Below are 14,273 nucleotides of genomic sequence, written 5' to 3'. Positions count from 1 at the left end.
CCCCGGTGCCCACCATGCCGCGGCCGTCCGGCTCCGCACCGTTGCGCCCCATGCCCGTGGTCGTCCCGCTCCGCCCGCACCGTCGTGACCGTACGCGTGACGTGCTGTTCGGGCCGTACGCACCGTCGTGACCGTACGGCTGTGACCGTGCTGTTCGGGCCGTACGCCTTGTACGCTCCCGACCATGGATGACATCGCGGTCGGCCCCCTCGATCTCGCCGCCCGCGTGGACGATGCGCTGGCGGTGCAGGCCCTCGCCTTCGGCCTCACAGACGGGGAGATGGCCATCCGCCGCCCCATCGTGCTGCGGCATCTGCAGTGCCCCGGGGCCCGCGCGCTGGGCGCCACCACCCCCGCCGGCCGCCTCGTCGGCTTCGTCTACGGCATGCCCAACGACCGCGCTCACTGGTGGTCCGGCGTCGTCGAGCCCTATCTGCGCGCCCAACAGCTCGACCACTGGCTCGACGACTCCTTCGTCATCACCGAACTCCACGTCCACCCCGCGTACCAGCACCGCGGTATCGGCCGCCGGTTGATCACGGAACTGACCGACACCACCACGCGGCCCCGCAGCATCCTCTCGGCCCTCGACACCGAGAGCCCCGCCCGCGCGCTCTACCACTCCCTCGGCTACCAGGACCTCGCCCGCCGCGTCCTGTTCCCCAGCGCCCCCACGCCTTACGCCGTCATGGGCGCCCTGCTGCCGCTGCCCCGCCACTGACGTTGCGCCCGTACGGCGTGGGGCGGGTACGGAGGGCAGGGCATGGGGCGGAGCGCTGCATCTGGAGCGCCGGGCCCCATGCGCCGCGCCCCATGCGCCGGGCCCCATGCGCCGGGCCCCATGCGCCGGGCCCCATGCGCCGGGCCCCATGCGCCGCGCCCCATGCGGCATGCCCCGCGCCCCGGGTGGCCGCCCCATGGCGTACGCACCAGGGGCCCGGGCCCCCGCGTGACGCCCCATGCGGATGCCCCATGCGCGGGCGCGGGGGGTCCGCGCGGTGCGCCGCGCCCCCTGCGCGGCGGGCAACCCATTTCCGTGCGCCATGCCCCGGCGGCTAACCTCCAGGGAGTCACCTTTCTTACGCAGGAGAAATTCCCATGGCCCACGCCGCTCAGGTCCAGCGCATGTCCCGATTGATGATCAAGACGCTGCGCGACGACCCGGCCGACGCCGAGACCGCCAGCCACAAGCTGCTGGTACGCGCCGGGTACGTCCGCCGTACGTCCGCGGGCATCTGGACCTGGCTCCCGCTGGGCAAGAAGGTGCTGGAGAACGTCTCCCGCATCGTCCGCGAGGAGATGGACGCCATCGGCGGCCAGGAAGTCCTGCTGCCCGCCCTGCTCCCCAAGGAGCCGTACGAGGCGAGCGGCCGCTGGGAGGAGTACGGCGACCTCCTCTTCCGCCTCAAGGACCGCAAGGGCTCCGACTACCTCCTCGGCCCCACGCACGAGGAGATCTTCACCCTCACGGTCAAGGACCAGTGCACGTCCTACAAGGACCTGCCGGTGATCCTCTACCAGATCCAGACCAAGTACCGCGACGAGGCCCGACCCCGCTCCGGCGTGCTCCGGGGCCGCGAGTTCCAGATGAAGGACTCGTACAGCTTCGACACCACCGACGAGGGCCTGGCCACCTCCTACGCCCTGCACCGCGAGGCGTACACCAAGATCTTCGAGCGGCTGGGCCTGGACTACCGCATCGTCTCCGCCGTCTCCGGCGCCATGGGCGGCTCCGCCTCCGAGGAGTTCCTGGCCCCCGCCGCGGCCGGTGAGGACACCTTCGTGGACTGCCCCGCCTGCGACTACGCCGCGAACACCGAGGCCGTCACGGTCAAGGTCGCCCCGGTCGAGGACGCGGACCACGGGCCCGTCGAGGAGCTGGACACCCCCGACACCCCGACCATCGAGGCCCTCGCCGCCCACCTGGACGTCCCGGCGTCGGCGACGCTGAAGAACCTCCTGGTGAAGGTCGACGGTGAGATCGTCGCGGTCGGCGTCCCCGGTGACCGCGAGGTCGACCTCGGCAAGCTCGGCGAGCACCTCGCGCCCGCCACCGTCGAGCTGGTCACCGCCGAGGACTTCGTGGACCGCCCCGACCTGGTCCGCGGCTACGTCGGCCCGCAGGGCCTGGCCGGGACCGCGTTCCGCTACCTCGCCGACCCGCGGATCGCCCAGGGCACCGCCTGGATCACCGGCGCCAACAAGCAGGGCATGCACGCGAAGAACGTCGTCGCGGGCCGCGACTTCGAGGTCGACCAGTACCTCGACGTGGTCGTCGTCCAGCCCGGCGATCCCTGCCCCAAGTGCGGCGCCGGCCTGCGCATCGACCGCGCCATCGAGATCGGCCACATCTTCCAGCTCGGCCGCAAGTACGCGGACGCCTTCGAGCTGGACGTGCTCGGCCAGAACGGCAAGCCCACCCGCGTCACCATGGGCTCGTACGGCATCGGTGTCTCCCGCGCGGTGGCGGCGCTCGCCGAGCAGAGCCACGACGGGTCCGGTCTGTGCTGGCCCCGCGAGGTCGCCCCGGCCGATGTGCATGTCGTCGCCGCCGGTAAGGCCAAGCAGACCGAACTCGCCCTGGAAATCGGCGAGAAGCTCGGCGCCGCGGGCCTGCGGGTGCTGGTCGACGACCGCGCCGGTGTCTCGCCCGGCGTGAAGTTCACCGACGCCGAGCTGATCGGCGTCCCGACCATCGTGGTCGCGGGACGCCGCGCGGGCGAGGGCGTCGTTGAGGTCAAGGACCGCCGCACGGGCGAGCGCGAGGAGCTCTCCGTCGAGGACGCGGTCGCGCGGCTCGGCGCGTAACAGCGACGAAAGGGCCGGCCGGGGCGATGACGTCCGGGTCGGCCCTTTCGTATGCCTGGGGTGGCCTTGGCGGGGGGCGCGGGGCGAGTGATGGGCGCGTTCCCGTGGGCGGGGTGGCGCTGTCTTCCGCCTGGTGCGGGGTGCCCCATGCACCTGCCCCGTGCGCCTGCGCTCGCCCCGTGCGCCTGCCCCATGCGCATGCGCTCGCCCCATGCGGAGAAGGCCAGCGCCCCATGCGCGAAACGGCGGCTGGCCTCTCATCCGCAAAGGAATCCGAGGCACGGAGCCGAACGCTGGGGGCTTGGGGCACGGCGCATGAGGCATGGAGCCGAGCACAGGGGGCCCGACGCATGGCGTGTGGGGCACGGCGCATGAGGCGCGCCGCCCCACGCCCCACCCCGCCGCGCCGCCCCGCCGCCCCACCTCGCCGCGCCGCCCCACCCCGCCGGGCCCGGCACACCGCTGCCGCCATAGGCCGAGGCGACCGAGAACGTGACCGCTCAGAGCCAGGTGGCGAATTCCAGGAGGAGTTCGCCGTGACGGCGGTCGCCCGATACGGTTTCGCGGACTCCGGCGGCCACCGCGCGGTAGAGCGTCCAGTCGCGCAGCCGGTCGCGGTCGACCTCCAGGGACTCGGCGAGTTTCGCCACCCGGCGACGGGTCGCGGCCGCGGCGCCCGAGCCGGCCGCCAGGTCCTCGAAGCGGTCCGTGGCCAGCGCCGCGAGGTCGTAGGCCCGCTCGCCGACCACCGGGACGGGGCCCACCGCCAGCCACGGCGCCCGCTCCCCGGCGAGGATCTTGCCCTGGCGGAACGCGCCGTGCAGCACGTACTCCTCGGCGGCGGAGGACGGTAGCGCACGCCGCAGCTCCGCCGCCTGCTCCACCAGGGGAGCGGCCGTCGGCGTCAGGGCGCCCGCCGTGCGCAGTGCCTCTATCGCCTCCTCCGTGCGGTCCGACAGCGTCTCGAAGCCGTGGTCCGAACCGGGTGCCACCCATAGGCGGCGTACCGTTCCTGCAGCCTCCAACAGCGCCCGCGCCTCCGGCAGCGACCGCAGTGAGACCGAGCCCTGGAGACGTTCCAGGAGCAGCGCACCGCTCGCCTCGTCCGCCCGCAGCAGCCGGACCGCGCCCCAGCCGTCCCACAGCCGCAGTACCGCGGCCTCCCGCGCGTGCGAGCGGCCCGGGACGGGGAACTTGAGCGCCGCCGGGGTCCCGTCCTGCTGCCGGACGAGCGCGACCAGGCTGCTGCGGCCCCCGGGCGTGTCCACCCGCTCCAGCGTCAGCCCCCACGCGTCGAGCCGCTCGTGGACCGCCGACGGCAGCGCGGCCAGCCAGGCGCGCACGGGAGCGGCCGGGTCGCTGCCGAGGGAGTTCACCAACCGCCGCGGCGGTTCGACGGGTGCCGTTGCCATGCCTTGCCGTCCCTTTCCAGGATCAAGGGCCGCCCGGCCTGCCAGGGCCCGCGGCCGGTCGTCAGAGCGCGTTCGCGGAGGCGCTCACGGACGGGGACGGGGCGCCGTTCGCCGCCCGTTCCGCGAGCCCAGGGAAGGCTACGCCGCTGCCGCGCCAGCGCACCGCACGCACCGCCGCCTCACGGAGCGCGGCGGCCGCGTCCGCGCGGCGCTCCTCGTCCCCCGCACGCACCAGCCCCGCGTAGACGGCGGCGAGCCGGTCCTCCAGCTGGGCGGCGAGCCGGACCGCGGCGGCGGCGTCCGGCACCGGGAAGGGCAGCTCGTACGCGGCGGCCGCCGCCGCGGGGGTGCCGCCGAGGTCGCGCACCGTGCGGTGCAGCGCGTCGCGGCGCGCGCGGTGGGCGTCGTAGGCGTCGCGGGCCTCTTTGCGGCGGTCGGCGGCGATCCGCCCGCCGACCACGCCGTAGCCGTAGACGGCGGCGTGCTCGGCGGCCAGGGCGCTCTGCACGGCGGACAACTGCGTGGGGCGGGCGTCGGCGGTGCGCGGGGTGGGCGTCACGGGGCGGGCCTGTTCCTTCGGTGGGTGGGGGGTGTGCCGGGACGGGGCACGGCGCGGTCCGCATGGTGCGGGTGCCCCATGCGGACCGGAGCAGGGCCCGGGGACCGTACGTAGGGGGCGCCCGTCCGGTCCGGGGCGGCGGTCCGGCGTACCGGCCGTGTCACCCGGCGGCGGTCAGCAGATACGCGTGGGCGGCACCGGCGGCGGCCACCGAGGCCAGCAGACGGGCCAGATCGGGCGGCGCGGTGCGCAGCGTGCGGGCGCGGGCGTCGGACAGGCGGCGCTCGGCGTCGGCCAGCGCGGCGCGCGCCGCCTTCTCGTCGCCGGGCACACCGGAGCCGGACGCCGCGGACCCGGCGTCGGCCTTCTCCGGTGCCCCGGCCTTCGGCGACGCGTCGGAACCCTCCGAGGCGTCCGGCTTCCCCGAGGCGCCGGGTACGGACGGCCCGGCCGGGCCCTCCGTACTGCCGGAGGGGGAGGGGGCGCCGCTGCCACCGGCGGGCCGGGCGCCGAACGCCTCGGCATGGCGCGCCACTTCGGCGCGGAGCGGCCCCAGACGGGGACCCAGGGCGGGATGGGCGGCGAGGGTCGCGTCGTAACGGGCCAGCAGGCGCGTACTGTCGCCCGCCGCCGCGGCACGCAGCCGCTCAGCGGCCGCCGTCTGCCGCGCACGAGGCGGCCCGGAGCCGTCGGAACAGCCGGTCAGCAGGGGGGCGGCACCGAGCGCGGCACCGGCCAGCAGGGTAGTTCTGCGCGTGAGCGCCACGTTCGGCACGTTCCACATCCCGGGTTTTCCGTAGTGATCACCGCAGGCGAGCGTATCCGCGACCGGCCACCGAATCGTCAGTACCCCGCCGGAACAGATAGGCTTTGACCCGACACGCGACCCACCCACAACAGCACACGCGGCCGAGGAGTCACCCGGATGAGCACCACCCAGAGCGAGAGGCTGCGCGGGCTGCTTGAACCGCTCGTTGCCGCGCGAGAGCTGGATCTGGAAGAGATCGACGTGACCCCCGCGGGCAAACGGCGGGTGCTGCGGGTCGTGGTGGATTCCGACGCGGGCGTCCAGCTCGACGAGTGCGCCGAGCTCAGCCGCGAGGTCTCGCAGGCGCTGGACGACTCCGATGTGATGGGCGGCGCCCCGTACACCCTTGAGGTCACCTCGCCTGGTGCCGACCGGCCGCTGACCGAGCTGCGGCACTACCGCCGCGCCGTCGGCCGGCTGATCAAGGCGCAGCTGCGCGAGGGCGGCGAGCTGGTGGCCCGTATCCAGGCGGTGGACGAGGACGGCCTCGATCTTGAGGTACCGGGGGTCAAGGGCCGCAAGCCGACAGAGCGGCGCCTCGCCTTCGACGTGATCGGCAAGGCGCGGGTCGAGCTGGAGTTCAACCGTAAGAGCGAGTCGTCCGATCAGCGCGGTGCGCAGGACGACGAGAAGATCGACGAGAGTCAGGAGGAGGCGTAGCCGTGGATATCGACATGAGTGCCCTGCGGGGTTTGGTGCGGGAGAAGGAGATCTCGTTCGACCTGCTGGTCGAGGCGATCGAGTCGGCCCTCCTCATCGCCTACCACCGCACCGACGGCAGCCGCCGTCGGGCACGGGTGCAGCTGGACCGTGGTACCGGCCATGTGACGGTGTGGGCGAAGGAAGACGCGGCGGACCTGGAGCCGGGCGAGGAGCCCCGCGAGTTCGACGACACCCCGTCCGGTTTCGGCCGGATCGCGGCGACCACCGCCAAGCAGGTCATCCTGCAGCGGCTGCGGGACGCCGAGGAGGAGATCACCTTCGGCGAGTTCGCCGGGCGTGAGGGCGACGTCATCTCCGGCGTCGTCCAGCAGGGCAAGGACCCCAAGAACGTCCTCGTGGACATCGGTCCCATGGAGGCCATGCTCCCCGTGCAGGAGCAGGTCCCCGGGGAGGACTACTCGCACGGCACCCGGCTGCGGTCGTACGTCGTCCGGGTGGCCAAGGGCGTCCGCGGTCCGTCCGTGACGCTGTCGCGCACGCACCCCAACCTGGTGAAGAAGCTCTTCGCCATGGAGGTGCCGGAGATCGCCGACGGTTCCGTCGAGATCGCTGCCATCGCGCGGGAGGCCGGGCACCGTACGAAGATCGCGGTGCGCTCCACGCGGTCCGGACTCAACGCCAAGGGCGCCTGCATCGGCCCCATGGGCGGCCGGGTGCGTGCGGTCATGGCCGAGCTGCACGACGAGAAGATCGACATCGTGGACTGGTCCGACGACCCGGCCGAGCTGGTGGCGCACGCGCTGTCGCCGGCGCGGGTCAGCAAGGTCGAGGTCGTCGACCTCGCCGCGCGTTCCGCCCGGGTCACCGTCCCCGACTACCAGCTGTCCCTGGCCATCGGCAAGGAGGGGCAGAACGCCCGCCTCGCCGCCCGGCTGACCGGCTGGCGCATCGACATCCGCCCGGACACCGAGCAGCAGGCCCCCCGGGACTGAGCCGCACGGCACGCCCCCGCGGACCGCTCATGAAAAGGAGTGGTGCCGCGGGGGCCGACCGGGAATTCTGAGCAGTCGTCCGGCCTTTACCCCATCGGGGTGAGGTCGGCGCGGGGAGGTAGACTTAATCAGTGTCTGGCCGGACGCATGCCCGCGCATGCCCTGAGCGAACCTGTGTGGGATGCCGGGAGCGAGCGGCCAAGGGCGATTTGCTGCGCATCGTGGCGATCGAGGGTGAGTGTGCCCCCGATCCTCGCGGTACGCTGCCCGGCCGGGGTGCTCATGTGCACCCGACACGGGTCTGTCTCGACCTGGCGGTCCGCCGCCGGGCGTTCAACCGGGCCTTCCGGGGCCCGGGGCCGTTCGATGCAGGGGCCTTGCGGCAGTTCATCGAAGGCGTCGAGCAGCGGCCCGGGCAATAACGCACAGTACGAATGCACAGCGCACGGAAAACCCCGTGCGGTCAGGTACCTCGCGAGTCGGAAGTAGGTCGAGATTGCGATGAGCACTCGATGAGTACGCGATGAGTACGCCCATGAAGTAGCGACGGTCCGGTGGACAACCCGGACCTAGAAGGAGCGAAGTGGCTAAGGTCCGGGTATACGAACTCGCCAAGGAGTTCGGAGTGGAGAGCAAGGTCGTCATGGCCAAGCTCCAAGAACTTGGCGAATTCGTCCGATCGGCATCCTCGACGATCGAGGCGCCGGTTGTTCGCAAGTTGACCGACGCTTTCCAGGCGGGTGGCGGCAGCGGCCGCGCCGCCGGTAAGCCCGCGGCGCCGCGTAAGGCTGCGCCCGCAAAGCCGTCCGCGCCCTCCCCGGCGCAGGCGGCCCGTCCGGCTGCCCCGAAGCCGGGCGCCCCCAAGCCTGGTGCGCCCAAGCCGGGCCCCGCGGCCCCGGCCGCACCCGAGGCACCCGAGGCACCCAAGACACCCGAGGTGCCCAAGACACCCGAGGTGCCCAAGAGCAGCGCGCCCACCCCGGGCCCGCGCCCGGCGCCGGCCCGGCAGGCTCCCAAGCCCGCTCCGGCCGCCCCCGCGCAGCCCGAGTTCCAGGCCCCGCCGTCCGCGCCCGCCGCACAGTCCGGCTCGCGCCCCGGCGCCACTCCCGGCCCGCGTCCGGCGCGCCCCGCGCCGCAGGGCGGTCAGGGCGGTCAGGGTCGCGGCAACGCCCCGCGTCCCGGTGGCGAGCGTGCCCCGCGTCCCGGCGGCGGTCGTCCGTCCGGCCCGCGTCCGGGCAACAACCCCTTCACCTCCGGTGGCTCCACGGGCATGGCCCGTCCGCAGGCCCCCCGTCCCGGTGGCGCGCCGCGCCCCGGCGGTCAGGGTGGTCCCGGTGGTCCCCGTCCGCAGGGCGGCGGCCAGGGTGGGCCCCGTCCCCAGGGTCAGGGCGGCGCCCGTCCGACCCCCGGTGGCATGCCCCGTCCGCAGGGTGCGGCCCCCGGTGGCGCCCCGCGTCCCGGCGGCGGTAACCGCCCGAACCCGGGCATGATGCCGCAGCGTCCGGCCGCCGGCCCGCGTCCGGGCCCCGGCGGCGGTGGCCGCGGCCCCGCCGGTGCCGGTCGTCCCGGTGGCGGCGGTCGTCCCGGTGGTGGCGGCGGCTTCGCCGGTCGTCCCGGTGGTGGCGGTGGCGGTCGCCCGGGTGGCGGCGGTGGCGGTTTCGCCGGTCGTCCCGGTGGCGGTGGCCCCGGTGGCGGCTTCGGTGGCCGTCCCGGTTTCGCCGGCCGTCCCGGCGGTCCTGGTGGCCGCGGTGGCACGCAGGGTGCGTTCGGCCGTCCCGGCGGTCCCGCGCGTCGTGGTCGTAAGTCGAAGCGGCAGCGGCGCCAGGAGTACGAGGCCATGCAGGCCCCGTCGGTGGGCGGCATCATGCTGCCGCGCGGCAACGGCGCGACGGTTCGCCTGTCGCGTGGTGCCTCGCTGACCGACTTCGCCGAGAAGATCAACGCGAACCCGGCGTCGCTGGTCCAGGTCATGCTGAACCTCGGCGAGATGGTGACCGCGACCCAGTCCGTCTCCGACGAGACGCTGGAGCTGCTCGCCGGCGAGATGAACTACGTCGTCGAGATCGTCAGCCCGGAGGAGGAGGACCGCGAGCTGCTCGGGTCCTTCGACATCGAGTTCGGCGAGAACGAGGGCGGCGAGGAGATGCTCGTCTCCCGTCCGCCGGTCGTGACCGTCATGGGTCACGTCGACCACGGTAAGACCCGCCTGCTGGACGCGATCCGCAAGACGAACGTCATCGCGGGCGAGGCCGGCGGCATCACGCAGCACATCGGTGCGTACCAGGTCGCGACCGAGGTCAACGACGAAGAGCGCCGCATCACCTTCATCGACACCCCCGGTCACGAGGCGTTCACCGCCATGCGTGCCCGTGGTGCCAAGTCGACCGACATCGCGATCCTCGTGGTGGCGGCCAACGACGGTGTCATGCCGCAGACGATCGAGGCCCTGAACCACGCCAAGGCGGCCAACGTGCCGATCGTGGTCGCGGTCAACAAGATCGACGTCGAGGGCGCCGACCCGACCAAGGTGCGCGGTCAGCTCACCGAGTTCGGTCTGGTGGCCGAGGAGTACGGCGGCGACACCATGTTCGTCGACATCTCCGCCCGTGAGGGTCTCCACATCGACCAGCTGCTGGAGGCCGTGGTCCTGACCGCGGACGCCTCGCTGGACCTGCGCGCCAACGCGGAGCAGGACGCACAGGGCATCGCGATCGAGGCCCACCTCGACCGCGGCCGCGGCGCCGTGGCGACCGTCCTGGTCCAGCGCGGCACCCTGCGCGTCGGCGAGACCATGGTCGTCGGCGACGCCTACGGCCGCGTCCGCGCGATGCTCGACGACAAGGGCAACAACGTCGAGGAAGCGGGTCCGTCGACCCCCGTCCTGGTCCTGGGTCTCACCAACGTCCCGGGCGCCGGCGACAACTTCCTCGTCGTCGACGAGGACCGTACGGCCCGTCAGATCGCCGAGAAGCGCGCGGCGCGCGAGCGCAACGCCGCCTTCGCCAAGCGCACCCGCCGGGTGTCCCTCGAGGACCTCGACAAGGTGCTCAAGGCCGGCGAGGTGCAGCAGCTCAACCTCATCATCAAGGGTGACGCGTCCGGTTCGGTCGAGGCCCTGGAGTCCTCGCTGCTCCAGCTCGACGTCGGCGAAGAGGTCGACATCCGGGTGCTGCACCGCGGCGTCGGTGCGGTCACGGAGTCCGACATCAACCTGGCGTCCGGCTCCGACGCGATCGTCATCGGCTTCAACGTGCGCGCCGAAGGCCGTGCCACGCAGATGGCCGACCGCGAGGGCGTCGACGTCCGGTACTACTCGGTCATCTACCAGGCGATCGAGGAGATCGAGGCGGCCCTCAAGGGCATGCTCAAGCCGGAGTACGAGGAGGTCGAGCTCGGTACCGCGGAGATCCGCGAGGTCTTCCGCTCGTCCAAGCTCGGCAACATCGCGGGTGTCCTCATCCGCTCCGGCGAGGTCAAGCGCAACACCAAGGCGCGCCTCGTCCGCGACGGCAAGGTGGTCGCGGAGGACCTCACCATCCACGGTCTGCGTCGCTTCAAGGACGACGTCACCGAGATTCGCGAAGGTTTCGAGGGCGGTATCAACCTCGGCAACTACAACGACATCAAGGTCGACGACGTCATCGCGACGTACGAGATGCGCGAGAAGCCGCGCGGCTGATCACGTAGCGCACTGTCCGCGCGGAGCCCGGCCCCCTTCGGGACGGCCGGGCGGCGGGCGGACCCGGGGCCGGTCGGCGGAGCGTATTTCCGTCGATCGGCCCCGGCCGTTGCGTGTACGGTGCGAGGGACTCGCGATTCCGAGGCCCCACGGGTGGCTCTACCCGTCGTACATGTACGTAGGGACACTGTCCTTTGATCTGCTTCTCGGCGACGTACGGTCGCTCAAGGAGAAGCGCTCCGTCGTCCGCCCGATCGTCGCCGAGCTGCACCGCAAGTACGCGGTGAGCGTCGCGGAGGTCGGGAACCAGGATCTGCACCGCCGGGCCACCATCGGCCTCGCGGTGGTCTCCGGGGACGCGGGGCATGTCACCGAGGTGATGGACCGCTGCGAGCGCCTGGTCGCTGCACGGCCCGAAGTGGAGCTGCTGTCGGTACGCCGACGGCTGCATGGCGACGACGACTGGTCATGACGGCCGGGCGGACGGACGCCGGTGGAAGCACAATTGTGGAAGATACGAAGGAGACGGACCAGTGGCCGACAATGCGCGGGCGAAGAAGCTGGCGGACCTCATCCGGGAGGTGGTCGCCCAGAAGCTGCAGCGCGGAATCAAGGACCCGCGCCTCGGTACGCACGTGACCATCACGGACACCCGGGTCACCGGCGACCTGCGGGAGGCGACGGTCTTCTACACGGTGTACGGCGACGACGAGGACCGGGTCAGCGCCGCCGCGGGCCTGGAGAGCGCCAAGGGCATCCTGCGCTCGGCGGTCGGCGCCGCGGCCGGGACGAAGTTCACGCCGACGCTGACGTTCGTCGCGGACGCCCTGCCGGAGAACGCCAAGACGATCGAGGACCTGCTCGACAAGGCGCGGGCCTCGGACGCCAAGGTGCGCGAGGTGTCGTCGGGCGCGCAGTACGCCGGCGAGGCCGACCCGTACCGCAAGCCGGGCGACGACGAGGACGATGAGGGCGCAGCCGCAGAATGAAGCGTAAGAACACCGGGCCGGACGGTCTTGTCATCGTCGACAAGCCGTCCGGCTTCACGTCGCACGACGTCGTGGCGAAGATGCGGGGCATGGCGCGGACGCGCCGGGTCGGCCATGCCGGGACCCTCGACCCGATGGCGACGGGCGTCCTCGTCCTCGGCATCGAGCGGGCCACCAAGCTGCTGGGCCATCTCGCGCTGACGGAGAAGGAGTACGTCGGCACGGTGCGGCTCGGGCAGAGCACCGTCACCGATGACGCGGAGGGCGAGATCACCGCGTCGAAGGCGGCGCACGGCCTGGTGCGGGCGGACCTCGACGCGGGGGTTGCCGCACTGTCCGGCGCGATCATGCAGGTGCCGTCGAAGGTCAGCGCCATCAAGATCGACGGCAAGCGGTCGTACTCGCGGGTGCGGGACGGCGAGGACGTCGAGATCCCGGCCCGGCCGGTCACCGTCTCGTCGTTCGTCGTCCACTCCGTGCACGAGGCCGAGGCGGAGGACGGCACCCCGGTGACCGACCTGCTGGTCTCGGTCACCTGCTCCTCGGGGACGTACATCCGCGCCCTGGCCCGGGACCTGGGCGCGGGGCTGGGCGTCGGCGGCCATCTGACGGCGCTGCGGCGTACCCGCGTCGGGCCGTACAAGCTCGACCGGGCGCGGACCCTGGAGCAGTTGCAGAGCGCGGTGGACGACACCGAGGGCGCGGGGCTGCCGGTGATGCCGATCGGTGAGGCGGCGGCTGCCGCCTTCACCCGCTGGGACGTCACCGTGGCGCAGTCCCGGCTGCTGGTGAACGGCGCGCGGATCCCGATGCCGCTGTTCGAGACCGACGGCCCGGTCGCGGCCTTCGACCCGGACGGCACCTTCCTCGCCCTGGTGGAGAACCAGGGCGGCAGGGCCAAGAGCCTGGCGGTGTTCGCGTAGAGCGGACGGTCGTACGGTGTGGCCGGGGGAGCCGGTCCGGGGCCTGGGGCTTCGGGCCGGCTCTTCGGGTTGGGGGAGGAGACGGGCGGTCGCTCGTGGTGGTGGCTGTGCCCGGCGCGTGGGGCATGTGCCCCGTGCGGGCGCGCCCCGTACGTGACGCCCCGTGCGTGGTGCCCTGCGGCCCCATGCGGCGGCCCCATGCGGCGTCTCCGCCCCGCCCTCCACGCGAGGGCCGGGGCCCGCCGCCCGCGCCCCATGCGCCCGCCCCACGGGGCCCGCATGGTGCCCGTCCCGGGCCCTTCAGGGCGGTGAGGTCACCCTTCTGGGGTGGCGGGGGGCCCGGCATGGCAGTCTTAGACCTGCGTCATGCCGAATTGACGCAGTGGACGGACAAGAGTTCGGGCGAGGAGCGGGCACAGTGCAGCGCTGGCGTGGCTTGGAGGACATCCCCGAGGGCTGGGGGCGCAGCGTCGTCACCATCGGCTCGTACGACGGAGTGCACCGCGGCCACCAATTGATCATCGGTGAGACCGTCGCGCGCGCCCGGGAGCTGGGGATCCCCGCGGTGGTCGTCACCTTCGACCCGCACCCCAGCGAGGTCGTCCGCCCCGGTACCCACCCGCCGCTGCTCGCTCCGCACCACCGGCGCGCGGAGCTGATGGGGGAGCTGGGCGTCGACGCCGTTCTGGTCCTGCCGTTCACCTGGGAGTTCTCGCAGCTCGCGCCCGCCGACTTCGTGGCGAAGGTGCTGGCCGACAAGCTGCACGCGCGGATCGTCGTCGAGGGCCCCAACTTCCGCTTCGGGCACAAGGCGAAGGGCACCGTCGAGACCCTCGCCGAGCTGGGCGTTGCCCACGGCTTCACCGTCGAGGTCGTCGATCTCGTGGAGCGGGGTTCGGCGGGCGGCGGGGTGCCGTTCTCGTCCACGCTCACCCGTCGGCTGGTCGCCGAGGGCGACGTCGCGGGCGCGGCGGAGGTCCTGGGGCGGCCGCACCGCGTCGAGGGCATCGTCGTCCGCGGCGCGCAGCGGGGCCGTGAAATGGGCTTCCCCACCGCCAATATGGAGACGCTGCCGCACACCGCGATCCCGGCCGACGGGGTGTACGCCGGGCTGCTGCACGTCGAGGGCGAGGCGATGCCCGCGGCCGTATCGGTGGGCACCAACCCGCAGTTCGACGGGAAGACCCGCACGGTCGAGGCGTATGCGATCGACCGGGTGGGGCTGGATCTGTACGGGCTGCACGTCGCGGTGGACTTCCTCGCGTACATCCGGGGGCAGGAGAAGTTCGCCACGCTCGACGCGCTGTTGGAGCGGATGGCGATCGATGTGAAGCAGGCACGTGAGCTGATCGCCGCCGCGGGCTGAGCCCGACGGGGCGGGCCACGCCGCGCGACAGGGCGTCCGGGGAAGCCCCCGGGCGCCCTTCGTCGTCCGCCCCG

Annotated in this window: 13 protein-coding genes; 10 read left to right on the top strand and 3 right to left on the bottom strand. The window is 73.0% G+C overall.

Annotation, left to right across the window (positions count from 1 at the left end; all coding sequences use genetic code 11):
• Positions 1-184 precede the first annotated feature (184 nt).
• Both ACFWWQ_RS22570 and ACFWWQ_RS22565 read left to right on the top strand, forming a co-directional pair.
• Positions 185-721, top strand: coding sequence for a GNAT family N-acetyltransferase (locus ACFWWQ_RS22570; RefSeq protein ID WP_384598885.1), 537 nt, complete (start codon positions 185-187; stop codon positions 719-721).
• A gap of 377 nt (positions 722-1,098) precedes the next feature.
• Positions 1,099-2,808, top strand: a complete 1,710-nt coding sequence (locus ACFWWQ_RS22565) for a proline--tRNA ligase (RefSeq protein ID WP_384598882.1) — start codon at positions 1,099-1,101, stop codon at positions 2,806-2,808.
• A gap of 500 nt (positions 2,809-3,308) precedes the next feature.
• Here ACFWWQ_RS22565 and ACFWWQ_RS22560 read toward each other — a convergent pair whose 3' ends face one another.
• The 3 genes from ACFWWQ_RS22560 to ACFWWQ_RS22550 form a co-directional block, all read right to left on the bottom strand.
• Positions 3,309-4,220 (bottom strand): aminoglycoside phosphotransferase family protein, encoded by a 912-nt coding sequence (locus tag ACFWWQ_RS22560; protein ID WP_384598878.1) that lies wholly within the window; start codon positions 4,218-4,220, stop codon positions 3,309-3,311.
• 61 nt (positions 4,221-4,281) lie between these two features.
• On the bottom strand, positions 4,282-4,779 hold the full coding sequence (locus ACFWWQ_RS22555) for a ferritin-like domain-containing protein (RefSeq protein WP_384598875.1): 498 nt from the start codon (positions 4,777-4,779) through the stop codon (positions 4,282-4,284).
• A gap of 160 nt (positions 4,780-4,939) precedes the next feature.
• On the bottom strand, positions 4,940-5,545 hold the full coding sequence (locus ACFWWQ_RS22550) for a hypothetical protein (RefSeq protein ID WP_384598872.1): 606 nt from the start codon (positions 5,543-5,545) through the stop codon (positions 4,940-4,942).
• 159 nt (positions 5,546-5,704) lie between these two features.
• On the opposite strand from ACFWWQ_RS22550, the gene rimP reads away from it, so the two are divergent.
• The 8 genes from rimP to ACFWWQ_RS22510 all read left to right on the top strand — a co-directional run bounded on the left by rimP (position 5,705) and on the right by ACFWWQ_RS22510 (position 14,199).
• Positions 5,705-6,247 (top strand): ribosome maturation factor RimP, encoded by a 543-nt coding sequence (rimP, locus tag ACFWWQ_RS22545; protein WP_384598869.1) that lies wholly within the window; start codon positions 5,705-5,707, stop codon positions 6,245-6,247.
• 2 nt (positions 6,248-6,249) lie between these two features.
• Positions 6,250-7,242: a transcription termination factor NusA gene (nusA, locus tag ACFWWQ_RS22540; protein ID WP_384598866.1), complete on the top strand. Its 993-nt coding sequence runs from the start codon at positions 6,250-6,252 to the stop codon at positions 7,240-7,242.
• Positions 7,243-7,373: 131 nt separating this feature from the next.
• Positions 7,374-7,664 (top strand): YlxR family protein, encoded by a 291-nt coding sequence (locus tag ACFWWQ_RS22535; RefSeq protein ID WP_384598863.1) that lies wholly within the window; start codon positions 7,374-7,376, stop codon positions 7,662-7,664.
• A 161-nt stretch (positions 7,665-7,825) separates the two neighbouring features.
• Positions 7,826-10,921 (top strand): translation initiation factor IF-2, encoded by a 3,096-nt coding sequence (infB, locus tag ACFWWQ_RS22530; RefSeq protein WP_384598860.1) that lies wholly within the window; start codon positions 7,826-7,828, stop codon positions 10,919-10,921.
• Between the two features lie 172 nt (positions 10,922-11,093).
• Positions 11,094-11,393 (top strand): DUF503 domain-containing protein, encoded by a 300-nt coding sequence (locus ACFWWQ_RS22525; RefSeq protein ID WP_384598857.1) that lies wholly within the window; start codon positions 11,094-11,096, stop codon positions 11,391-11,393.
• A gap of 61 nt (positions 11,394-11,454) precedes the next feature.
• The gene (gene rbfA, locus ACFWWQ_RS22520) at positions 11,455-11,910 is read left to right on the top strand and encodes a 30S ribosome-binding factor RbfA (protein ID WP_384598854.1); all 456 of its coding nucleotides are present in this window, start codon (positions 11,455-11,457) and stop codon (positions 11,908-11,910) included.
• Complete coding sequence (gene truB, locus ACFWWQ_RS22515; protein WP_384598851.1) at positions 11,907-12,833, top strand: tRNA pseudouridine(55) synthase TruB; 927 nt, start codon at positions 11,907-11,909, stop codon at positions 12,831-12,833. The genes rbfA and truB overlap by 4 nt, the downstream gene beginning before the upstream one ends.
• Before the next feature lie 418 nt (positions 12,834-13,251).
• Positions 13,252-14,199 (top strand): bifunctional riboflavin kinase/FAD synthetase, encoded by a 948-nt coding sequence (locus ACFWWQ_RS22510; protein WP_384598847.1) that lies wholly within the window; start codon positions 13,252-13,254, stop codon positions 14,197-14,199.
• Positions 14,200-14,273: the final 74 nt, after the last annotated feature.

This window comes from Streptomyces sp. NPDC059080, assembly GCF_042739975.1.
Taxonomy (GTDB): Bacteria; Actinomycetota; Actinomycetes; order Streptomycetales; family Streptomycetaceae; genus Streptomyces; species Streptomyces benahoarensis.
This window is presented reverse-complemented; position numbering and strand designations above follow the sequence as displayed.